Annotated in this window: 20 protein-coding genes; 9 read left to right on the top strand and 11 right to left on the bottom strand. The window is 70.4% G+C overall.

Annotated features, from left to right (window positions below; translation table 11 throughout):
• Positions 1 to 19: 19 nt before the first annotated feature.
• Positions 20 to 349 carry a thioredoxin TrxA gene (trxA, locus tag EJV46_RS08495; protein WP_131548189.1) on the top strand — a complete coding sequence of 110 codons (330 nt, stop codon included), beginning with the start codon at positions 20 to 22 and terminating at the stop codon, positions 347 to 349.
• A 158-nt stretch (positions 350 to 507) separates the two neighbouring features.
• On the opposite strand, the gene EJV46_RS08490 is transcribed toward trxA, so the two are convergent.
• The 4 genes from EJV46_RS08490 to EJV46_RS08475 form a co-directional block, all read right to left on the bottom strand.
• The gene (locus EJV46_RS08490) at positions 508 to 999 is read right to left on the bottom strand and encodes a glyoxalase/bleomycin resistance/extradiol dioxygenase family protein (RefSeq protein WP_131548188.1); all 492 of its coding nucleotides are present in this window, start codon (positions 997 to 999) and stop codon (positions 508 to 510) included.
• Positions 1000 to 1123: 124 nt separating this feature from the next.
• The gene (locus EJV46_RS08485) at positions 1124 to 2134 is read right to left on the bottom strand and encodes a tripartite tricarboxylate transporter substrate binding protein (protein ID WP_131548187.1); all 1011 of its coding nucleotides are present in this window, start codon (positions 2132 to 2134) and stop codon (positions 1124 to 1126) included.
• Between the two features lie 76 nt (positions 2135 to 2210).
• The gene (locus tag EJV46_RS08480; RefSeq protein WP_165585421.1) at positions 2211 to 3218 is read right to left on the bottom strand and encodes a tripartite tricarboxylate transporter substrate binding protein; all 1008 of its coding nucleotides are present in this window, start codon (positions 3216 to 3218) and stop codon (positions 2211 to 2213) included.
• Positions 3215 to 4243 (bottom strand): tripartite tricarboxylate transporter substrate binding protein, encoded by a 1029-nt coding sequence (locus tag EJV46_RS08475; RefSeq protein WP_131548185.1) that lies wholly within the window; start codon positions 4241 to 4243, stop codon positions 3215 to 3217. Before EJV46_RS08475 ends, EJV46_RS08480 begins: the two co-directional genes overlap by 4 nt.
• A gap of 184 nt (positions 4244 to 4427) precedes the next feature.
• Here EJV46_RS08475 and EJV46_RS08470 point away from each other — a divergent pair, with 184 nt between their 5' ends.
• The 5 genes from EJV46_RS08470 to EJV46_RS08450 all read left to right on the top strand — a co-directional run bounded on the left by EJV46_RS08470 (position 4428) and on the right by EJV46_RS08450 (position 9915).
• Positions 4428 to 6188, top strand: a complete 1761-nt coding sequence (locus EJV46_RS08470; protein WP_131548184.1) for a glucan ABC transporter ATP-binding protein/ permease — start codon at positions 4428 to 4430, stop codon at positions 6186 to 6188.
• 135 nt (positions 6189 to 6323) lie between these two features.
• Positions 6324 to 6776 (top strand): CBS domain-containing protein, encoded by a 453-nt coding sequence (locus EJV46_RS08465; RefSeq protein WP_240782467.1) that lies wholly within the window; start codon positions 6324 to 6326, stop codon positions 6774 to 6776.
• A 199-nt stretch (positions 6777 to 6975) separates the two neighbouring features.
• Positions 6976 to 7944: a TRAP transporter substrate-binding protein gene (locus EJV46_RS08460; RefSeq protein ID WP_131548183.1), complete on the top strand. Its 969-nt coding sequence runs from the start codon at positions 6976 to 6978 to the stop codon at positions 7942 to 7944.
• 12 nt (positions 7945 to 7956) lie between these two features.
• Entirely contained in the window at positions 7957 to 8490 is a 534-nt protein-coding gene (locus tag EJV46_RS08455) for a TRAP transporter small permease (RefSeq protein ID WP_131548182.1), read from the top strand.
• A 3-nt stretch (positions 8491 to 8493) separates the two neighbouring features.
• Complete coding sequence (locus EJV46_RS08450) at positions 8494 to 9915, top strand: TRAP transporter large permease (RefSeq protein WP_131548181.1); 1422 nt, start codon at positions 8494 to 8496, stop codon at positions 9913 to 9915.
• A gap of 7 nt (positions 9916 to 9922) precedes the next feature.
• Here the strand turns inward: EJV46_RS08450 and EJV46_RS08445 are convergent, their stop codons facing one another.
• The gene (locus EJV46_RS08445) at positions 9923 to 10111 is read right to left on the bottom strand and encodes an HIG1 domain-containing protein (RefSeq protein ID WP_131548180.1); all 189 of its coding nucleotides are present in this window, start codon (positions 10109 to 10111) and stop codon (positions 9923 to 9925) included.
• Positions 10112 to 10203: 92 nt separating this feature from the next.
• Here EJV46_RS08445 and EJV46_RS08440 point away from each other — a divergent pair, with 92 nt between their 5' ends.
• Positions 10204 to 12489, top strand: a complete 2286-nt coding sequence (locus EJV46_RS08440; RefSeq protein ID WP_131548179.1) for a mechanosensitive ion channel domain-containing protein — start codon at positions 10204 to 10206, stop codon at positions 12487 to 12489.
• Between the two features lie 148 nt (positions 12490 to 12637).
• Here EJV46_RS08440 and EJV46_RS08435 read toward each other — a convergent pair whose 3' ends face one another.
• Entirely contained in the window at positions 12638 to 12943 is a 306-nt protein-coding gene (locus tag EJV46_RS08435) for an AzlD family protein (RefSeq protein WP_240782466.1), read from the bottom strand.
• Positions 12944 to 12946: 3 nt separating this feature from the next.
• Entirely contained in the window at positions 12947 to 14845 is a 1899-nt protein-coding gene (locus EJV46_RS08430) for a transglycosylase domain-containing protein (protein ID WP_131548178.1), read from the bottom strand.
• Between the two features lie 232 nt (positions 14846 to 15077).
• On the opposite strand from EJV46_RS08430, the gene accD reads away from it, so the two are divergent.
• Complete coding sequence (gene accD / locus EJV46_RS08425; RefSeq protein WP_131548177.1) at positions 15078 to 15950, top strand: acetyl-CoA carboxylase, carboxyltransferase subunit beta; 873 nt, start codon at positions 15078 to 15080, stop codon at positions 15948 to 15950.
• 154 nt (positions 15951 to 16104) lie between these two features.
• A complete protein-coding gene (locus EJV46_RS08420; RefSeq protein WP_131548176.1) occupies positions 16105 to 17406 on the top strand; it encodes a folylpolyglutamate synthase/dihydrofolate synthase family protein in 1302 nt (433 codons plus the stop codon).
• Between the two features lie 46 nt (positions 17407 to 17452).
• On the opposite strand, the gene EJV46_RS23210 is transcribed toward EJV46_RS08420, so the two are convergent.
• Genes EJV46_RS23210 through EJV46_RS08400 form a run of 4 tightly spaced genes read right to left on the bottom strand, consistent with a single transcriptional unit; the run spans position 17453 to position 20155 of the window.
• On the bottom strand, positions 17453 to 18289 hold the full coding sequence (locus EJV46_RS23210) for an SH3 domain-containing protein (RefSeq protein ID WP_240782465.1): 837 nt from the start codon (positions 18287 to 18289) through the stop codon (positions 17453 to 17455).
• Between the two features lie 53 nt (positions 18290 to 18342).
• A complete protein-coding gene (locus EJV46_RS08410) occupies positions 18343 to 18714 on the bottom strand; it encodes a DsrE family protein (RefSeq protein WP_240782464.1) in 372 nt (123 codons plus the stop codon).
• Positions 18711 to 19508: a molybdopterin-synthase adenylyltransferase MoeB gene (locus EJV46_RS08405; RefSeq protein ID WP_131548174.1), complete on the bottom strand. Its 798-nt coding sequence runs from the start codon at positions 19506 to 19508 to the stop codon at positions 18711 to 18713. Before EJV46_RS08405 ends, EJV46_RS08410 begins: the two co-directional genes overlap by 4 nt.
• A 53-nt stretch (positions 19509 to 19561) precedes the next feature.
• Complete coding sequence (locus EJV46_RS08400; RefSeq protein ID WP_131548173.1) at positions 19562 to 20155, bottom strand: hypothetical protein; 594 nt, start codon at positions 20153 to 20155, stop codon at positions 19562 to 19564.
• Positions 20156 to 20207 lie beyond the last annotated feature (52 nt).

Raw genomic sequence — 20207 nt, 5'->3', positions numbered from 1 at the left:
TCGGAATCGAGGATCCCCCATGAGCGAACTGACCAAGGCCGTGAGCGACGACAGCTTCAAGCAGGACGTGCTGGAGGCGAAGGGCGCCGTGCTGGTGGATTTCTGGGCCGAATGGTGCGGCCCCTGCCGGATGGTCGCGCCCATCCTGGACGAGATTGCCCAGGAGTATCAGGGCAAGCTGACCATCGCGAAGGTCAATATCGACGACAACCCGATGACGCCGAACAACTACTCGGTGCGCGGCATCCCGACGATGATCCTGTTCCAGGACGGCAAGCCGGTGGACACCAAGGTCGGTGCCATGCCGCGCAGCCAGATGAAGGACTGGATCGCTTCTAAAATTGCCTGAAAAGCAATTTTAGAAGCTGGTTTTATTATGCTCTCAAATGCCGGGCGGCCGCGTCCGCGGCCTTGGCTTCGCGCCCTGTCGGGGCGTGCAAGTCGGCAGGCTGGTCGCGGCGCGCCGGCCGCTGTGCGGCCGGATTCGCTGGAGGCTCCCCGATACTGTCAGGTTCCGCCGGCTTCGGCCCTACCCGCCTTCTTGCCGGCCATCCCATCCATCAACGCGTCGTAGCGCCGCTGCATCTCCTGGGGCGAGAGCTTCTCCTTCTCCTGGCCCAGCATCCAGTTGAAGCCGTAGGGATCGTCGAAGACGGCCGCGCGATGGCCGTAGAACTCGTCCGTCGGCGGCCGGATCACCGTCGCACCGGCCGCCCTGGCCCGCTCCAGCGCCGCATCCACATCCGGAACCATCAGGTGCAGCCGGACGGGTGATTTCCCGTCCGAGCCCAGGATGCCCATTTCCGGATACTCGCTGGAGAGCATGAGGACCGAGCCGTAGATCGTCATCTCGGCATGGCCGATCCGGCCCGTGCCCTTCTCGACCAGGCGGTATCGCTCCTCGGCGCCGAGGGCCCTGCGATAGAACTCCAGCGCCTCCTCGCATTTCTTCACGACGAGGCGGGGCGAGAGTGCCGGGTCATCCGTGAGCGCTTCCATGGCTGGTTCCTCCGCACGCCCCTTCGACGGGCGTTCGGAGGATAGGTTGGCCCGGCCGCCGGAATCCGCCACCCCGAATCCGCCGCGCCAGGCTGCAATCGGACGTCGTGGATTGCCTTCGAAACTAATCGAGGCGGATATTCGCCGCCCGCACCACCGCGCCCCACTTCTCGTTCTCGGCCGCGATGAAGCGGTCGAAATCGGCCCCGCCGAGCTGCGAGGGCATGGCGCCCAGCTCGCGGAATTTCGCGACGGTCGCGGGCTCGCGGCAGATCTCCTGCGCGACGGCCGTCAGGCGGTCCACGATCGCGCGCGGGGTGCGCGCCTGCACCTGCAGGCCGAACCAGGCCACCGCCTCGAAGTCCGTCACCCCCTGCTCGATCACCGTCGGAACCTCCGGCAGGGTGAACCAGCGCTCGCGGCTTGTGACCGCCAGGACCCGCAGCCGGCCCTCGCGGATATGCGGGATATAGGCGGGCAGGTTGTCGAAGGTCAGCTGGATGCGGCCGGCCAGCAGGTCCGGGATCAGCGCGCCCGTGCCGCGATAGGGCACGTGGCCGAGCTCGGTGCCCGTCTTGTGCTTGAAGTACTCGCCGCAGAGATGGCCCGAGGTGCCGTTGCCCGGCGTGCCGTAATTGAGCCCGCCCGGATCGCGCTTCGCCAGCGCGATGAGATCCTGGATGCTCCGCGCCGGGCTTTCGGCCGGCACGACCACGGCATTGACCACGAGGTTCGCGAGCGCGACCGAGGCCAGGTCCTTCATCGGATCGAAGGAGAGGCGCGGATAGAGGAACTGGTTGATGCTGGCCGTGCCGATCGTGCACATCAGTAGCGTGTGGCCGTCGGCATCGCCCTTGGCCACGACCTCCGCGCCGATATTGCCGCCCGCGCCGGGCCGGTTCTCCACGACGCAGGGCTGGCCGAGGAGGTGCGTCAGCCGCTCGGCGACCACGCGGGCCGTGACGTCGGTGGCGCCGCCGGCGGTGAAGGGGACCACGATGCGCATGGAGCGCGTCGGCGCCCAGGGCGCCTGGGCGGAAGCGACGGCGGGGAGCAGGGCCGGCAGGGCCAAGGTGGGCAGGGCCATCGCGGAACGGCGCGTCAGCGACTTGGTCGGGGACTTGATGTGGGACATGGGGGGACATCTCCGGGAGGAATTCCCCCGGGTGATATCCCCCTTGGGCCCGCCGATCCACCGGCGGCCGCGCATATCAGCTGGCCGTCAAATTCGCCTTCTGCACCACCTCGGCCCATTTCCGGATCTCGGCCGCCAGGAAGGCCTGGAAAGCCGCCGGGCTGCTGCCGCCATCGGGGGTGAGGCCCGGCCCATCCGCGCCGAACTCCGCGAGCCGCGCCCGGAAGGCGGGGGTCCGCGCGATGCCGTCGATCTCCGCGCCGATCCGCTCGATCGCCGCGCGGGGCACGCGCGACGAGGTCTGCACGCCGAACCAGGCCGTCGCCTCGAAGCCCGGAATGGTTTCCGCGATGACGGGCACGTTCGGTACCACGCTGGCGCGCGAGGCGCCGCTCATCCCCAGCGCCCGGATCTGGCCGTCGCGGATGAAGGGCAGGGCGGAGGGGATGTTGTCCATGCCGCAATCCACGCGCTCGGCCATGAGCTCGGTCAGCATCGGGCCCGAGCCGCGGAAGGGAACGTGCACCAGCCGGATGCCGGTGATCTGGCTCAGCAGCTCCATGCAGACATGCGGGCTGCTGCCGATTCCGGCCGTGCCGTAGGTGATCTCGCCCTGCCGGCCGCGCGCGAAGTCCAGGAACTGGGCCATGGTCTGCACCGGCATGCGATTCGCAACCATCAGGACGTTCGGCATGCGCGTGACGAGGCCCACGGCCGCCATGTCCTCCGGCTTCCACGGCATGCGCGCGCCGTAGACGGAATAGTTGATCGCCCCCGTGCCGATCGAGGTGAAGAGCAGCGTGCCGCCATCCGGCTCCGCGCGCGCCACGACCTCGCCGGCCAGGTTGCCGCCGGCGCCGGGCCGGTTCTCGACCACCACCGGCTGGCCGAGCTTGGGCGCCAGCCGCTCGGCGACCATGCGGCCGACCATGTCGGTCGTGCCGCCGGGCGGGAAGGGGATGACGAGGCGGAGCGGGCGCGTGGGCGCCCAGCCGCCCTGCGCCCGGCTGCCCTCCGAAAGGGCGAGCGCCGGCGCGGCGAGGCCCGCGGCCAGGACGGCGCGGCGCGGGGCGGCCCGGATCACGACCCTTCCACCGTGGCGCCGGAGCGGCGGACGGCGTCGCTCCATTTCGCGATCTCGTTGCGCATGAAGGTGTCGAAGGTCTCCGGCGAGCTGCCGCCACCCGGCGCCAGCTCGGCGCGCATGCCGCCGAGATCGGCGAACTTCGCCCAGATGGCGGGCTCGGTGAGGATCGCCTCGACCTCGCGGTTGATGCGCTCGATGGCCGCGCGCGGCATGCGGGCGGGACCGACGAGCCCGAACCAGGCGGTGGCCTCGACGCCGGGCTGCCCGGCCTCGGCCGTGGTGGGCACGTTCGGGAGCTGCGGGCTCCGCGTGGCCGTGGTGACGGCGAGCGGCTTCAGCCGTCCCTCGCGCAGGTGGTTGATCACGCTCGGCAGGTTGTCCACGCCGACCTCGATGCGGCCGGCGATGATCTCCTGCATCATGGGGCCGGCGCCGCGGAAGGGCACATGCGTCAGGTCGATGCCGGCCGCCAGCTTCAGCAGCTCGCCCGTCATGTGCAGCGAGGTGCCGACGCCGCTGCTGCCGATGTTCATCTTGCCCGGATTGGCCTTGGCCAGCGCCACCAGCTCGGCCAGCGTGTTCGCCGGCACGTTCGGGTTCACGAAGATCGCGTTGGGCACGCGGATGACGAGGCTGATGCCGGCGAAATCCTCCGGCTTGTAGGGCATGCGGGAGCCGTAGAGCTGGTAGTTGATCGCCCCCGAGCTGATGGTCTGCATGAGGATGGTGTGGCCGTCGGGATCGGCCTTGGCCACCACATCCGCGCCGACATTGCCGCCGGCGCCCGGCCGGTTCTCGATCACGACCTGCTGGCCCAGCCGCTGCGACAGCGGCTCGACGAGGAGGCGCGCGGCGATGTCGGTCGTGCCGGCGGGGGTGAATCCCACCACGAGGCGAATGGGCCGGCTCGGCGACCAGCCGCCCTGGGCCGCGCCTTGGGCATGGACCGGCCGCGCGCCGAGGAAGGGGGCCGAAAGGCTCGCCGAAAGCACGGCACGGCGCGAAAGGCGCGAGAGGGGCATCTGAACGTCTCCAATTTATATATTTGTCGAGGAGATTGGACCGGCGCGGCGCCGCGTTCAAGGGTGAACCATGCAACCTGCATCGGCGGCGATGGTTCCGCTTGCTATCGAAACCCTGGACAGGCTTGCGCGTCGCCCCATGGTCGCTACAGGCATTGTTCGAAGCCGTTCAGGATAGAGGCCGATGGCGTTTCTCCATCTCTACTGGCGCGTTCTGACGCTGCTCAAGCCCGACAAATGGGTGGCCTTCGGCCTGACCGCCGCCGCCATCGCGCTGGCCGGCCTGCAGTTCCTGGAGCCGGTGCTCTTCGGCCGCGTCATCGACCTGCTGTCCAGGACCGACCGGATGGCCGCCTCCGACGTCTGGACCGCCGCCTACACGCTGCTCTTCATCTGGGCGACGGTGGGGCTTTCCTCGATCGGCGCGAACGTGGCGGTCGCGCTGCTGGCCGACCGCATGGCCCATCGCAACCGCCTGGTGATGATGTCGCGCTACTTCCAGCACGTGCTGGCGCTGCCGCTGGAATTCCATGGCGACGTGCAGTCGGGCCGGCTGATGAAGGTGATGCTGGTCGGCACCGACAACCTGTTCGGCCTCTGGCTCGCCTTCTTCCGCGAGCATCTGGTGACGATCGTGAGCGCGCTGGTCCTGCTGCCGCTCACCATGTCGCTCAACTGGCGGCTCGGGCTGCTGCTCATCGCGCTGGTGATCGTCTTCACCGTCATCACGGCCGTCGTCATCCGCAAGACGCAGAATGCGCAGATGAAGGTGGAGGAATTCCAGACCCAGCTCGCGGGCTCCGCGCAGGACGCGCTGTCCAACGTGGTGGTGGTGCAGTCCTTCACCCGGCTCAACAGCGAGGCGAAGATGTTCGGCGACATCATGCGCCAGGTGCTGGACCACCAGTTCCCCGTGCTGAACTGGTGGGCCGTGGTGAACGTGCTCACGCGCGCCTCCAGCACCATCACCGTCATCATGATCTTCATGCTCGGCACGGCGCTGCACCTGCAGGGCCAGGCCACGGTGGGCGACATCGTGAGCTTCATGGGCTTCGCGACGCTGCTCGTCGCGCGGATGGAGGGCGCGGTGGGCTTCGTGTCGCACATGCTCTTCCAGGCGCCGTCCCTGCGGCAGTACTTCAACGTGCTGGACACGATGAGCACGGTGCCGGAGCGGCCCGACGCCAAGGATCTCGGCCGCGCCGTGGGCGAGGTGCGGTTCGATGGCGTGGGCTTCTCCTACCCCAACAGCGGCCGGATCCTGAGCGGCATCGACCTCGTGGCGCAACCCGGGCAGACGGTGGCGCTGGTGGGCGCGACCGGCGCGGGCAAGACGACCTCCATGCAGCTGCTGCAGCGGCTCTGGGATCCGACCGAGGGGCGCATCACGCTCGACGGGACGGACCTGCGCGATGTCACGCTGGAGAGCCTGCGCCGCAACATCGGCGTGGTCTTCCAGGAGAGCATGCTGTTCAACCGCTCCATCCGGGACAACCTGCTGGTCGGCCGCGCGAACGCCACGCAGGAGGAGATCGAGCGCGCCTGCCGCATGGCCGAGGCGCACGACTTCATCCTGCGCCAGCCCGATGGCTACGACACCATGGTCGGCGAGCGCGGCACGACGCTGTCCGGCGGGCAGCGGCAGCGGCTTTCCATCGCGCGGGCGCTGCTCAAGGATCCGCCGGTGCTGATCCTGGACGAGGCGACCAGCGCGCTGGACGCGGCCACGGAGGCGAAGGTCGCGAAGGCGCTGCGCGCGCTGATGGCGGGGCGGACGACCTTCATCATCGCGCACCGGCTCTCGACCGTGCGCGACGCGGACGAGATCCTGGTCTTCGATACGGGCCGCATCGTCGAGCGCGGAAACTTCGCCACGCTGATCGCCCTGGACGGCCGTTTCGCGGACCTGGTGCGCACCCAGCTGACCGGAACCGTGGCCGGCTAGCGGCCCGGGAATGTCGCGCTCCCGGGCGCGCCACGAATTCAGCGTCCCGCTGCAAAGCCGTGCCGCAATGCAGCAAAGCTTTCCGTTGCAACCGACGCGAGCAACGGCGCAACCTGACGTTAATGCAATCTCGGGATGAAGGAGGAACTCATGGTGATCCAGAACATCCTGCGCGGCAAAGGCAGCCACATCATTTCCGTCCGCACGGGCGACTGCGTGGCCTCCATCACGCGGACGCTCGCGCAGCATCGCATCGGCGCCGTCCTGGTCGTCGAGCCCGACGGTACCGTCCTGGGCATCGTCAGCGAGCGCGACATCGTCCGGGCGATGGCGGGCATCGGCGAGCCGGTGATGCAGATGACCGCGGGGCAGCTCATGACCCGCGTGCTGCACACGGTCACACCCAGCAGCACCGTGCAGGAGGCGCTGCAGGTGATGACCGATCGGCGCGTGCGCCATCTGCCGGTGCTGGATGCGAACGGCGCGCTGGCCGGCATGGTCTCGATCGGCGACCTCGTGAAGGCGCGGATCGCGGAGGCCGAGCAGGAGACGGAGGAGCTGAAGCTCTACGTCGCCACGGCGGGCTAGCGGGATCCGGACGCGGAGGCCGCGGCGCAGCGAGTAGGGTGCCGGCGCCGCCGCGGATGACGCCAAACCCGGCGCGGCCTTGCACGTCGCGCGGGCAATCGGCGCCCACCGGCGCACCAGCCGGCGAAAGGTCGGGCTTGCGCCCGCGTCGGACCTCGGTCGATGCTCCATCCGTCGTCATCCCGGAGAGGCTCGACCCATGACCATCCACCGCCGCGCCCTTCTGGCCGCCGCTGCTGCCAGCCCGCTCGTGCCGAGCCTCGCCGGCGCGCAGACGCGCTGGCAGATGGCCACCGCCTATCCGGACGGCAATTTCCATACGCGCAACATCCAGACCTTCCTGGCCGAGCTCCAGGCCGCCAATATCGCAGTGCAGCTTCATTCCAACGCGGCGCTGCTGCCCATGGGCCAGATCAAGCGCGGCGTGCAGACCGGCCAGGTGCAGCTCGGTGAGATCCTGCTCTCGGCCTATGGCAACGAGGATGCCTTCTTCGAAGTGGACGGCATCCCCGGCCTCGTGCCGGACTTCGCCGGCGCCAAGCGCCTTTCCGACCTGTCCAAGCCCTATGTCGAGGCGCGGCTGAACCGGCAAGGCCTCTCGCTGCTCTATATGGTGCCCTGGCCCCCGGGCGGCTTCTATTCCAACGTGCCGCTCGCCTCGCTCGAGTCGCTGCGCGGGACCAAGTTCCGCACCTTCAACGTCATGACCAACCGCTTCGCCTCGCTGATCGGCGCGAGCCCGACGCTGGTGCAGCAGGCCGAGCTGCCGCAGGCCTTCGCGACGGGCGTGGTGAACGCGATGGTGACCTCGGCCCAGACCGGCGTGGACACCCAGGCCTGGGACTATTGCCGGGTCTTCACCCCGGCCGCCTTCACCTTCACGCGCAACGTCATCATGGTGCAGAAGCGCGTCTTCGACGCCCTGCCTCCCGCCACCCAGGCCGCCATCCGCGCCGCCGCCGCCACCGCCGAGACGCGCGGCTGGCGCATGGCCGAGGAAGCGACAGCCAGCACCGAGGCCACGCTGCGCCAGCGCGGCATGACCATCTCCGAAGCCACCCCGGAGCTTAAGGAAGGCATGCGCCGCATCAGCGCGCAGATGACCGAGGAATGGGTGTCGCGCACGGGCGAGGACGGGCAGAAGCTGATCGCGGCCTATCGCGCCTGAGGCGGGCCCCGCATGCGCCGCGCGCTGGACGCCCTCTACGCCGCCAGCGCCGGCCTCGCCGCGCTGTCGCTGTTCTCCATCTTTGTCGTGATGATGTCGCAGGTCGCGCTGCGCGAGACGAACCGGCAATTCGCCGGCGCCGACGACCTCAGCGCCTATCTCTGCGTCGCGACCACCTTCTTCGCTCTCGGCGCCACCTTCAAGCGCGGCGAGCTGATCCGGGTGGGCATGGTGCTCGACCGGCTCGGCCCGGGGGCCCGCCGGGTCATGGAGCTGCTGGTGCTGGCGATGGCCGCCCTGCTGGTCGGCTACATCGCCTTCTGGACCGCGCAGGACGTGATCTTCTCCTGGGAGATCGAGGAGGTCGCGCAGGGCACGGTGCCCTTCCAGCTCTGGATACCGAAGCTCGCCATGCCGCTGGGATCTGGCATCCTGCTGATCGCGATCGTCGATGAGTTCGTCGCGGTGCTGAAGGGGGCGATCCCCACCTATGTCCGCGCCGCCGAGGAACGGGCCGCCGCCGGCGACTTCTCGGCGGAAGTCTGAGACATGGACCTCCTCACCTTCGCCTTGCTCCTGCTCGTCCTGCTGTGCGTGTTCCTGGGCGCGGGCCTCTGGATCGCCATGGCGCTCGCGGCCGTCGGCTACGTCGCCATGGCTGCGGCGCATCCTTCGCCCGGCCTCTACCTCGCCTCCTCCTTCTGGGAGGCCACCGGATCCTGGACCCTCGCGGCCCTGCCCATGTTCGTCTGGATGGGGGAGATACTGTTCCGCACCAAGCTCTCGGAAGAACTGTTCAATGGCCTCGCGCCCTGGGTCCGGCGCCTCCCGGGCGGGCTGCTGCACGTGAACATCCTGGCCTGCGGCATCTTCGGCTCGGTCTCCGGCTCCTCGGCCGCGACCTGCGCCACCGTCTCCAAGATCGCCTTGCCGGAGCTCAAGAAGCGCGGCTACGACGAGGACGTGGCGGTTGGCTCGCTGGCCACCTCGGGCACGCTCGGCATCCTGATCCCGCCCTCGATCATCATGGTGGTCTATGCCGTGGCGGCCGAGGTCTCGATCGTGCGCGTCTTCATCGCGGGCTGCATCCCGGGCCTGCTCGTGATGCTGCTGTTCAGCGCCTATATCGCGATCTGGGCCAAGATGAACCCGGCCAAGCAGCCCAGGCCCGAACCGCCCATCCCCTTCGCCGAGAAGCTGCGGCAGAGCTCCAAGCTCATCCCCTGTGCCGTGCTGATCGTCGTCGTCATCGGCACGATGTTCGTGGGCTGGGCCACGGCGACGGAGGCCGCCGCCTTCGGCGTGCTGGGCTCGCTGCTCATGGCGGCGGGGCGCTGGACCGGGCTCGGCCTGCTGGTTCTGGACCTGATCGCCTGGGCGGTGGGGCTGATCCCCTTCTCGCAATTCTGGCCGATCGCATTCTTCGCCCTGCTCGGCCTCGCCGCGGGCGAGCGGGTGCTGACCTGGCAGAGCTTCCTCGACAGCGTAAAGGGCGCGACGCGCCTCTCCTGTATGATCATGTTCATCCTGGCGGGCGCGGCCTTCCTGACCAAGGCGATGGCGCTGACCGGCATCCCCGCGGCCCTGGCGGAGGGCGTGACGCATCTCAACCTCGGCCCCTATGGGCTGATCGCCATCCTGACGGTGGTCTACGTGGTCCTGGGCACGGCGCTGGACGGCGTGTCGATGATCGTGCTGACCACCTCCATCGTCATCCCGCTGGTGCAGCATGCGGGATTCGACCTGGTGTGGTTCGGCATCTTCATTGTGTTGCTGGTCGAGATCGCAGAGATCACGCCACCGGTGGGGTTCAACCTCTTCGTCATGCAGACGATGACGGGGAAGGAGCAGCTGGAGGTGGCGAAGGCCTCCATGCCCTTCTTCTTGATGCTGGTGCTGACGGTGGTCCTGGTCACGCTCTTCCCGGTGACCCTGGTCACCGGCCTGCCGGACTGGCTGCTGAGCCGGTAGGCGCCGGCTATTTCCAGATCATCATGAGGATGGCGAAAAGGACCAGGGTGAGACCTTGCAGGAGCACGCGATACCGCATCAGCTTCTGCGAGGCCTGGCCCGGCATTCCGCGCGCCATCCCGATCATGCCCGCAACAAGCACGCCGAGCGTCGCGGCCATAGAGGCCAGAACCAGGATGGTGAAGAATGTCTTCATGGCGGCAATGTGGGCGCCCTGGCCGTTCGGGGCAACCGCCCGGCCTGCACCTGAAACTTGACCTGAGCCCCCCAGGCCCCACAACCAGGGGCATGCTCGGTCGACTCCTGCCCCTCCTCGCCCTGTTCCTCGCCCTCCCGGCCCTGGCGCAGGCGCCCGCCGCACCGCCAGCGGCCGCTGCGCCTCCCGCCGCTGCGGCTCCGGCGGCGCCCGCGCCTGCGCCCGCCGCGGCTCAGAACGGCCAGGTTTCGGCGACGACCCAGGCCGAGCTGGGCGCCCTGCTCGAGATCCTCCGCGACGAGAGCCGCCGCGCCGCGCTGATCCGCGCCCTGGAATCCCCGCCCGCGGCCGCCGGAGGCGCGGCCCCAGCCGCCGCGCCGGCCGCGGCGCCCGCTGACGAGGAGCCCGCCTCAGTCCCCGCCGAGATCGTCACCGGCGTCGGCCAGAGGCTGGTCGCCTTCCTGGAGAACATCCTCACGCGTCTCTCCGCCGCGACGGAGCTCAACGCCGTCGGCGACTGGTTCAGCCGGCTGACCTATGACGAGCGCCTGCAGTCCCAGGTCCTGAGCCTCGCCTGGAAGCTCGCCCTGATGCTGATCGGCGGCGTGGTGGTCGAGCGGATCCTGCGGTACCTCATGCGCCGCCCGCACCGGATGCTGGAGGCCCGCGTAGCCGCCGTCGAAGGGCCGATGCGGCGCATCCGCAGCCTGCCCTACCTACTGGCCCATCTGGCGCTCGACATGGTTCCCATCCTGGGATTCGGCCTCTGCGCGATCGCGGTGGTGGATGCCTATGCTCTCTGGCCCTCCAACCGCCTGGTCATGGAGCAGGTGGTCTTCGCCTATATGGCCGCGCGCGCGATCATGGCCGTGGGCCGGATGTTCTTCGCGCCGAACAATGGGCGCCTGCGCCTCATCCCCTGCGACGACGAGACGGCCGCCTATGCCATGCTCTGGCTGCGCCGCCTCGCCCTGGCCGGCGTGCTCTTCTACACCATCGCCGAATCGGCGATGCTCTTCGGCCTGCCCTATGGCGCGCACCAGACGATCTGGCGCTTCGGCCTGCTGGTGCTCACCCTGCTCGTCGCCGTCGTGGTGATGCAGAATCGCGGCGCGGTCGCCCAGCTGCTGGACGCGCCGACCCTGGCCGAGGACGACCAGCCGAGCGCCAGCCGACGCTGGATGCGGGCAATCCGCAACCGGCTGGCCCTGGCCTGGCATGTCATCATCATCCTGTGGCTGCTGGCCGCCTGGGCGGTCTGGGCGATGAACATCGACCGGGGCTTCGAGCGGCTGTTCGGCGCCTCGGTGACCACGGTCGCCATCATCGCGGGCGGCAAGCTGCTGGACGAGGGCATGCGCCGGCTGCTCGACTGGCTGTTCCGTGTCAGCACCGACCTGGCGGGCAAATACCCCGGGCTGGAGGCGCGGGCCAACCGCTACCTGCCGGCGCTGCGCACCATCGTTTCGGCCGTCATCAGCGCCATCGTCATCGTCCTTCTGCTGGAAGCCTGGGGGCTGCACTCGCTGTCCTGGTTCCGGCCGGGCCGCTGGGGCGGGCGACTGGTCTCCGGGGCCGTGACCATCGGAATCACGGCGGCAGTCGCGCTTCTGGCCTGGGAGGCGGCGAATTCGGCCATTCAGCGTCAGCTCAAGGCCCTGCCTCATGACAGCTCGGCAGCCCGCAGCGCGCGCGTCCGAACGCTTCTGCCCATGTTGCGGACCGCGATCGCGGGCGTGCTGCTGGTGGTGGTCACGATCACCGCGCTGACCGAGGTCGGCATCAACGTGGCGCCGCTGCTCGCCGGCGCCGGCGTCGTCGGCCTCGCCATCGGCTTCGGCAGCCAGACGCTGGTGCGCGACGTCATCACCGGCATCTTCCTGCTGCTCGAGGATGCGGTGACGGTGGGCGATACCGTGACGGTCGGCGGCCTGACGGGAACGGTGGAACAGCTCTCGATCCGCTCGATCCGGCTGCGGGCGGTGGATGGCTCGGTCCACATCGTGCCCTTCAGCTCGGTCTCGACGGTGACGAACCAGACGCGCGACTTCGGATATGCGGTCGTGGACGTGGCGCTCGATTATTCGGTGGACACCGACAAGGCGGTGATGATCCTGCGGCAGGTGGGCGAGGCGATGCGCGAGGACGAGGCCTGGGCGCCGCAGCTCCTGGCGCCGCTGGAGGTCATGGGCGTGGACAAGATGACCGACATGGGCGTCTTCCTGCGCGCCCGGATCATGACGCCGCCGGCGCGGCGCTGGGCCGTGGGGCGCGAGCTCAACCGCCGCATGAAGCAGCATTGCGACGCGGCCGGGCTGCGGCTGTTTTCCGCCAAGGCGCCGCCCCAGCCGCCGATCCCGGAGACGGCGCCGGCTTAGGCTGCGGCCTGGGCCCCTCGCGCGCGGTGCCGGGGCCGCGGCCGGAGGACGAAATCAGCGACATCGCCGTTGTGGGGCGCCCATCCGAGCTCGGACAGGAGGGCGGCGAGCACCTCGGCGTCGCCGGACTCCAGACTGCGCCGGATCTTCACCCCGGCAGTGACCGCATCAGCCAGATCACCGCGACGCCCGCGCCGATCGCCAGCATGTAGCTGCGCGTGCCGATCATCACGCCCACTACGCCGGCGGCGGCCAGCATCTGCACCGGCCCGCCGATCACCAGCGCCGGGATCACGAAGGCCACGAAGATGCAGCCGGGCATGTGGCTCAGCATCGCCGTCACGAAGGGCGTCGGCCGGAAGGCGCGCAGCAGCGCGTAGCCGCCGGCCCGGAGCAGGTAGGTGGACAACGCCATTCCCAGGATGGCCAGCAGCACGTCCCAGCGCAGCGTCATCCGCTAAGGGCCGGCCCGGGCCGCCTCGACGATCTCCCGGAACAGCCGGGCCGGGAGCGTCCCCCCGGAGATCTCGTCCATGCCGACATTGTTATCATTGCCGAGCCATACCCCGATCACCAGCGGCCCGGAAGGAAGCTGCACGAAGCCCAGGAACCAGGCATCGCGGTAATCCTGGGTGGTGCCCGTCTTGCCGCCCACGGCCAGGCCCGGCACCGCCGCCTGGCGGCCGGTGCCGTAGCGCGTGACGGCGGACATCATCTGCCGCATCTGCTCGGCATGGGAACTGGCGATGACCTGCGGCGCCGGGGGACGCGGCGCGCTGACCACGCGCCCCTCCGCCTCCACCCGCGCCATGCCATGCGGCGTCACGCGCCGGCCGCCATTGGCGATGGCGGCATAGGCGGCGGCGAGGTCGATCAGCGTCACTTCGCCGGTGCCGAGCGCGATCGAGCCGTCCGTCGGGAAGCGCCCGCGCAGGCCGAGGCGCCCGGCGACCTCCGCCACGGCCCGCGACCCGCCCCCCATCTGCAGGACGCGCACGGCCGCGGTGTTGACCGATTGCGCGAAGGCCTCCTCCAGCGTGATCGAGCCGCGCGAGCGCCAATGCCCGTTGGAGGGCGACCAGCCGCGCGCGAGACGCGCATCGCTCACGGCATCGCCGGGGCTGGCCCCGCGCTCCAGCGCCGCCAGGTAGACCAGCGCCTTGAAGGTGGAGCCCGGCTGGCGCCGCGCGCTGGTGGCGCGGTTGAAGGGCGAGAGGCGGAAGTCCCGCCCGCCGGCCATGGCGCGGACGGCGCCGGTGGGGGCGTCCATCACGATCACCGCGCCCTGGCTGACGCGCGTCTGGCGCCCCGGCCCGTCGAGCAGGGCGGCGAGGCGCGTTTCCACCGCGCTCTGCCAGCGCGGGTCGAGCGTGGTGCGGATCACGAGGTCGGCGCTGCTGCCGGGGAAGGCCTCCGGAATGTCCTCGAAGATCCAGTCGGCGAACCAGCCGCCGTTGCGCGAGGGCCGCGGCGGGATGCGCATCTCCTCTGCCGCCTGGGCCGCCTGCTCGGCGGTGATGGCGCCGGTGTCGCGCATGGCGGCCAGCACGTCGCGGCCGCGGGCCATGGCGCCGTCGGGGTTGGAGCGCGGGTTGTAGCGCGAGGGGGCCTGCGGCAGCCCGGCCAGGATCGCGGCCTGCGGGAGGGTCAGCCGCCGCGCCGAGACGCCGAAATAGAGCCGCGCCGCCGCGTCCACGCCATAGGCGCCGCCGCCCAGATAGACGCGGTTCAGGTAGATCTCGAGGAGTTGGTCCTTGGTGAAGCGGTGCTCCAGCCAGAGGGCCATCAGCGCCTCCTGCACCTTGCGCCGCGTGCTGCGGGCGGGGCTCAGGAACAGGTTCTTGGCGAGCTGCTGCGTCAGCGTCGAGCCGCCCTGGACCACGTCGCCGGCGTCGATGTTGCGGTAGATCGCGCGGGCGAGGCCGATGGGGTCCAGCCCGAAATGGCTGCGGAAGCGCCGGTCCTCGATGGCGAGCAGCGCGGCCGGGACGTGCGGCGGCATGTCGCGCAGGCGCAGGGTCTCGCCATAGAGGTCGCCCTGGTTGCCGAGGGGGCTGCCCTCGGCGGTCTGCAGGGTGACGCTGGGGCGGCGCCGGTGCTCCAGCGCCGAATCCGTGCGCGGCATGTCCCAGGTGAACCAGAGGAGTACGGCGGCCAGCGCGAAGGCGCCCCAGATCGCCAGGATGATGCCCAGCCGGAAGAGCCGGCCGCCGAGGCTTCGGCGGGCCGGTGTGGCGGCGCGGGCAGGGGGCCCGCCGGGTTTTGGCCCGCTCGGGGGGGGCCGTCTTTCGAGCCGGGGGGTGGCGCGAGGGCGAGGGGCCGCGGGACGCAGCCGTGCGGCTGCCGCTCGAGGCATGGCTCCTCCCTAGCATGGGCCTGTCGCGCGTTGTAGCGCCGTGTTGCGCACCTTTCGCAACATCGCTTGACCCGCACGGCAAGCGCCGTCATGTCAGATCGTGAACGATGATGCAGCGTCCGGCCGTGACTGCGGCCGGCGCGCCGCGACCGGTCTTCCCGCCTGGCGCGGCCCTCACAGGGCGCGGAGCCCCGGCCGGCGAGCCCGGCCTCCGGCGCCTGAGGGCAGAGACATGAACTGGATTTCCGAGTGGGCTCTGCCCAAGATCAAGACGCTTTTCGGCTCCCGCGAGGTGCCGGAGAATCTCTGGCACAAATGCCCCTCCTGCGAGCAGATGATCTTCCAGACGGATCTGGATAAGAATCTCCGCGTCTGCCCGCATTGCGGTCACCACATGCGGCTCTCGGCGCGGCAGCGGCTCGACGCGACCCTGGACGAGGGCTGGCAGAAGATCGAGCTCCCCAAGGCGCCCGCCGATCCGCTGCGCTTCCGCGACCAGCGCCGCTATTCGGAGCGCCTGCGCGACGCCCAGGCGAAGTCCGGCATGGATGACGCGGTGCTGGTCGGCCATGGCACCATCGAGGCGCAGCGCGCCGTCGTCGCGGCCTTCGAATTCGCCTTCATGGCGGGCTCCATGGGCGCCGGCGTGGGCGAGGCGATCGTGACGGCCGCGCGGCTGGCCGTCCTGCAGGACGCGCCGCTGATCGTCTTCGCGAGCTCGGGCGGCGCCCGCATGCAGGAGGGCGCGGTGAGCCTGATGCAGATGCCGCGCACCGTGATCGCGACGCAGATGGTGAAGGACGCCGGCCTGCCCTTCCTCGTCGTGCTCTGCGACCCGACGACGGGCGGCGTCACGGCCAGCTTCGCCATGCTGGGCGACATCCAGATCGCCGAGCCCGGCGCGCTGATCGGCTTCGCCGGCGCGCGCGTCATCGAGCAGACCGTCCGGGAGAAGCTGCCGGAGGGCTTCCAGCGGGCCGAATACCTGTTGGAGCACGGCATCCTCGACATGGTCGTCAGGCGCGGCGAGATGCGCGCCACGCTCGGACGGCTGATCCGGTTGCTGAGGGACGCCGAAGGAGAACCCGTGCCGGCGGCCGCCTGAGATGGTCCGGGAGCGATCCCAGGGAAATCCGGCCGCGACTGCGGCCGGCGCCGCCCACTCCACCTCCGGGCCAGGCGCCCCCGCGGCGCGGCGAAGGCAAAGCGGCGGTTGGGGCAAGCAGCCCCAACCCACCCGCCGTCTGAGGGCATAAAGTATGCCCCGCTCGGAAGAGATCATCGACCGGCTGCATGCGCTCCACCCCGTCCTGATCGACCTCAGCCTGGGACGCCTCCACAAGCTGCTGGCCAAGCTCGGCCATCCCGAGCGGCGGCTGCCGCCCGTGGTCCATGTCGCCGGCACCAACGGCAAGGGCTCGACCTGCGCCTTCCTGCGCGCCATCGGCGAGGCGGCGGGGCGGCGCGTGCATGTCTATACCTCGCCGCACCTCGTGCGCTTCCACGAGCGTATCCGGCTGGCCGGCCACCTCGTCGCCGAGGAGTTCCTGGTCGCCGCGCTCGAGGAGGTCGAGGAGGTGAACGGCGCCGACCCCATCACCGTCTTCGAGATCACCACCGCGGTCGCGCTGCTGCTGTTCAGCCGCGTCCCGGCCGACATGCTCGTGCTCGAGGTGGGCCTCGGCGGCCGCTACGACGCGACGAATGTGGTGCAGTCGCCGGCCGTGACGGCGATCACCAGCGTCTCCATGGACCATATGGATTTCCTGGGCGACACGCTGGAGAAGATCGCCTTCGAGAAGGCCGGGATCATCCGCCCGGGCATCCCCTGCGTCACCGGCCGGCAGGATCCGGCGGCGCTCGGCGTGATCTCGGCCTGCGCCGCCGCGCTGGGCACCACGCTGCTGGCTCGGGACTGCGAATGGCGGATCGAGCCGACCTCCAATGGGCATCTCTACCGGGACGCGAAGGGGCCGTTGAACCTGCCGCCGTTGGGGCTTCGCGGGGCGCATCAGCCCGACAATGCCGGCATCGCCGTCGCCGCCATGCGGACCTGGAATCCCATCTGGCTGACGGAGCAGGCCATCCTGCGCGGGGTCGCCGCCGCGGAGTGGCCGGCGCGGATGCAGCGTCTAGGGGGCGCGCTGGCGCCGCCGCCGCCCTGGGAATTGTGGCTTGACGGCGGCCACAATGCCGGGGCCGGGGCGGCGCTGGCCGAGACCCTCGTGGAATGGCGCGACAGGCCGGTGCACCTCGTGGTCGGCATGAAGCAGGGCAAGACGGCGAAAGGCTTCCTGGCGCCGCTCCTACCGCTGGCCGACAGCGTCACGGCCGTGCGGGAGCCTGGCCAGCATCTGGCCATGTCGGTGGAGGAGATCGTCGCGGCCAGCGGCGGCCTAGCCCGGCCGGGACCGGACCTGCGCTCGGCCCTGGCGCGGATCATGGCCGAGGAGCCGCCGGGCCGGATCCTGATCTGCGGCAGCCTTTACCTGGCCGGCGAGGTGCTGAAGCTGGATGGGGAGCAGGCCGCGCCATCCGCGGGCCGCCGCGCCTCCGCCTGAATGGATCGCGGCCGCACGGGCTGCCGCATCCTTCCCGCCAGCCCCGCTACTTGATCTCCTCGTCCGCCATCACGCCGAAGATCTCCGCGCGCCTGATGTAGCCGCGGCGGTCCTGCACCTGCACCTCGCACCAGGCGCTTCCGGCCTCGCAATTGCGGATGCGGCCGATCACGCCCGGGCGCAGCCGCGCCACGGGCGCGGCGCCGTCCTCGGCGCGGCGGCGGAGCTGGATCTCGGCCGTCGCGTTGCCTCGGACGATGAAGGTGCGGCGGCCGGGCTGGAGGTTGGAGGCGGCGAGCCAGCCCTCCGTCCCGTCCGGGTCGCGGATGCGGCGCCACTGGTCGTGCTCGCGGATGATCTGCACCGGCAGGTCGGCGCGCTGGTAGCGCCACTCGACCGGAAAGCGGCGGTCGGGCCCGACGCGGAGGTTCACGTCATTGGAGCGCAGCGCCGCGAAGCGCGGCATCGGCAGCCCGGTGACGCTGCCGATGCTGGGCTGCGGCTCCGGCGCAGGAGGAGTGGCCTGCGCGGCAGCCGCCGCGGCGGCGGCCGCAGCCGCTGCTGCCGCCGCCGCGGCGGCCTGGGCGGCCGCGCGGCGCTGGCGCTCCGCGGCTTGGCGCTGGGCCGCGGTCTGCGGCGAGGCGGGGCGTTGCGCCTGGGGGCGCTGGCTTGCGGGGCGCTGGGCCTGAGCGGGGCGTGCCGGCGGCGTGGGACGCTGCGCCTGGCCGGGGCGCGCGGAGGGTGGCGTCGCAGCCGGCGGGGAAGCGGCCCGGGGCGGCGCAAGCACCTGCGAGCCGCCCAGGCTGGACTGTGCGGGAGCAAAGCCCGGCGTGCCGACGGCACCGGCAAGCGCGAGAAGCGCGATGGTGAAGCGGGCCCTCATCCCCCCTTCGATGCCGCGCCCAGCCGCGCCGGGTCAAGGGTCAGAACGGGCGCTCAGAGGGAAATGACCTGCCCCGAGCCCACGGCAGCGAGGAAGGTGACGATGCCGGCGATCTCGGCCCCCTCGGCCAGGGGTTCCTCCGTCAGCGATTCGGCGCGCAGCCCGGCCTCGCAGGCGATCAGGCGGATGCCGAGGGCCTGCGCCGCCTCCATCAGCTCGCCGAGCGTCGCGACGCCGGATCGCGACAGCTCCTGCTCGCGCCCATCGCTTTCGAGGGGCGCGTCCTTCAGCAGGAGGCGGCAGCCGGCATTGGTGGCGAAGAGCGTGACCGGCCGGCCGATCGCGGCGGCGGCGGTCGCGAGCATCAGCGCGTAATGGCCGCGCTCATGTCCGCCCGAGAGGAGCAGGATGCCGAGCGGGCTCACGAATGCGCCGAGAGGTCGCGGATATCCGCCTTCTCGCCGCAGAGGGCGCATTCCAGGTCGCGCCGCAGCTTCACGGTGCGGAAGCGTGCGTCGAGCGCGTCCCACAGAAGCAGGCGGCCCGACATGTCCTCGCCGATGCCCATGACGACCTTCAGCACCTCCGTCGCCTGCAGGGTGCCCATCACGCCGACGACCGCGCCGAGGACGCCGGCCTGGGAGCAGGTCGGGACCAGGCCCTCGGGCGGCATCTCCGGGTGGAGGCAGCGATGGCATGGGTGCGGCGCGCCCTCATGCGCGCGGAAGACGGAGAGCTGCCCCTCGAATCGGAGGACGGCGGCGGTGACCAGCGGCCTCTTCAACAGGTGGCAGGCGTCGCCGAGGAGGAAGCGCGTCGGGAAGTTGTCCGTACCGTCGCAGATCACGTCGTAGCGCGGGATCAGCGCCTCGGCGGCGGCGCGGTCCATGCGGCGGGTGTGAAGCTCGAGCCGCACCTCGGGGTTCAGGTCGCGCAGGGCGGCGGCGGTGCTGTCCGTCTTGTTCTGGCCGATGCGCGAGGTGGCATGCGCGACCTGGCGCTGCAAGTTGGAGAGCTCCAGCGCGTCATGGTCCACCAGGCCGAGGGTGCCGACGCCGGCCGCGGCGAGATAGAGCGCCAGCGGCGATCCGAGCCCGCCTGCGCCGACGATGAGCACGCGCGCCGCGCGCAGCTTCGCCTGGCCGATCGCGCCGACCTCCTTGAGGAGGATATGGCGCGAGTAGCGGTGCAGCTCGTCTTCGGTGAAATCGAGGTCCATGGCGGGGATATGGTGCCTAAAACCGACTGCGCACCATCCCCGCCCGGGTCTCCTCAGGCTCGCGGCATCGCCCCTGGCGGTTCCTGCAGGAGCCGCAGCTGGGCTTCGCGCTCCATGTTGATCGCGTTCACCGCCATATCGCAGCTGCTCGCTGCTCCGCCGCGCGTCGGCCGGTCGGTACATGATGCCCGCACGGCCGCGATCCGGTCATCGGCCTGCGTCGTGATCTCGCGACGGCGTGCCGCCAGGGGGCTGTCGCCACTCGCGGGCTGGCTGGGAGGAAGCGTGACGTGAACGTTGCCGGGATACTCCCCGATCGCCCCCGATGCGGCGTCGACGGCGATTCCAACGAGGCCACCGATCAGAAGATTGCCGAGCGTCATGGCCTGGAAGTTGGCCGCCACGGTGGTGACGCCGGGCTGGTACCCAGGACGCTCGCAACGCAGCGAGATGTCGCGGGAGGAGCGGCTCACCGTGACCGTGGCGGGCGTGGCGCTCACCGCGCCAACGACCTCGCCACCGCGCTGCATCTGGCAAACCGCCTGGGCGGGCTCGCTCGTCACCGTGATCGGCTGTGAAGTGCCAGTCGTGATTGTTGCACAGGCCGATGTCATCATGAGGCCCAACAGGGCCAAAATACGAAGCATTCTTGAGCATCCTCCATAAAATAACACGAGGAGCGTCAATCCACGGCTTCCT

It is taken from the genome of Roseococcus sp. SYP-B2431 (genome assembly GCF_004336745.1).
Classification (GTDB): domain Bacteria; phylum Pseudomonadota; class Alphaproteobacteria; order Acetobacterales; family Acetobacteraceae; genus Roseococcus.
The sequence above is the reverse complement of the archived record's forward strand: the minus strand, read 5'-3'. Positions and strand labels throughout refer to the sequence as shown.

Coding starts and splice junctions, on each gene's coding strand:
- trxA (WP_131548189.1), top strand. CDS start 20: ATGAGCGAACTGACCAAGGCCGTGAGCGACGACAGCTTCAAGCAGGAC.
- EJV46_RS08490 (WP_131548188.1), bottom strand. CDS start 999: ATGGAAGCGCTCACGGATGACCCGGCACTCTCGCCCCGCCTCGTCGTG.
- EJV46_RS08485 (WP_131548187.1), bottom strand. CDS start 2,134: ATGTCCCACATCAAGTCCCCGACCAAGTCGCTGACGCGCCGTTCCGCG.
- EJV46_RS08475 (WP_131548185.1), bottom strand. CDS start 4,243: ATGCCCCTCTCGCGCCTTTCGCGCCGTGCCGTGCTTTCGGCGAGCCTT.
- EJV46_RS08470 (WP_131548184.1), top strand. CDS start 4,428: ATGGCGTTTCTCCATCTCTACTGGCGCGTTCTGACGCTGCTCAAGCCC.
- EJV46_RS08465 (WP_240782467.1), top strand. CDS start 6,324: ATGAAGGAGGAACTCATGGTGATCCAGAACATCCTGCGCGGCAAAGGC.
- EJV46_RS08460 (WP_131548183.1), top strand. CDS start 6,976: ATGACCATCCACCGCCGCGCCCTTCTGGCCGCCGCTGCTGCCAGCCCG.
- EJV46_RS08455 (WP_131548182.1), top strand. CDS start 7,957: ATGCGCCGCGCGCTGGACGCCCTCTACGCCGCCAGCGCCGGCCTCGCC.
- EJV46_RS08450 (WP_131548181.1), top strand. CDS start 8,494: ATGGACCTCCTCACCTTCGCCTTGCTCCTGCTCGTCCTGCTGTGCGTG.
- EJV46_RS08445 (WP_131548180.1), bottom strand. CDS start 10,111: ATGAAGACATTCTTCACCATCCTGGTTCTGGCCTCTATGGCCGCGACG.
- EJV46_RS08440 (WP_131548179.1), top strand. CDS start 10,204: ATGCTCGGTCGACTCCTGCCCCTCCTCGCCCTGTTCCTCGCCCTCCCG.
- EJV46_RS08435 (WP_240782466.1), bottom strand. CDS start 12,943: ATGACGCTGCGCTGGGACGTGCTGCTGGCCATCCTGGGAATGGCGTTG.
- EJV46_RS08430 (WP_131548178.1), bottom strand. CDS start 14,845: ATGCCTCGAGCGGCAGCCGCACGGCTGCGTCCCGCGGCCCCTCGCCCT.
- accD (WP_131548177.1), top strand. CDS start 15,078: ATGAACTGGATTTCCGAGTGGGCTCTGCCCAAGATCAAGACGCTTTTC.
- EJV46_RS08420 (WP_131548176.1), top strand. CDS start 16,105: ATGCCCCGCTCGGAAGAGATCATCGACCGGCTGCATGCGCTCCACCCC.
- EJV46_RS23210 (WP_240782465.1), bottom strand. CDS start 18,289: ATGAGGGCCCGCTTCACCATCGCGCTTCTCGCGCTTGCCGGTGCCGTC.
- EJV46_RS08405 (WP_131548174.1), bottom strand. CDS start 19,508: ATGGACCTCGATTTCACCGAAGACGAGCTGCACCGCTACTCGCGCCAT.
- EJV46_RS08400 (WP_131548173.1), bottom strand. CDS start 20,155: ATGCTTCGTATTTTGGCCCTGTTGGGCCTCATGATGACATCGGCCTGT.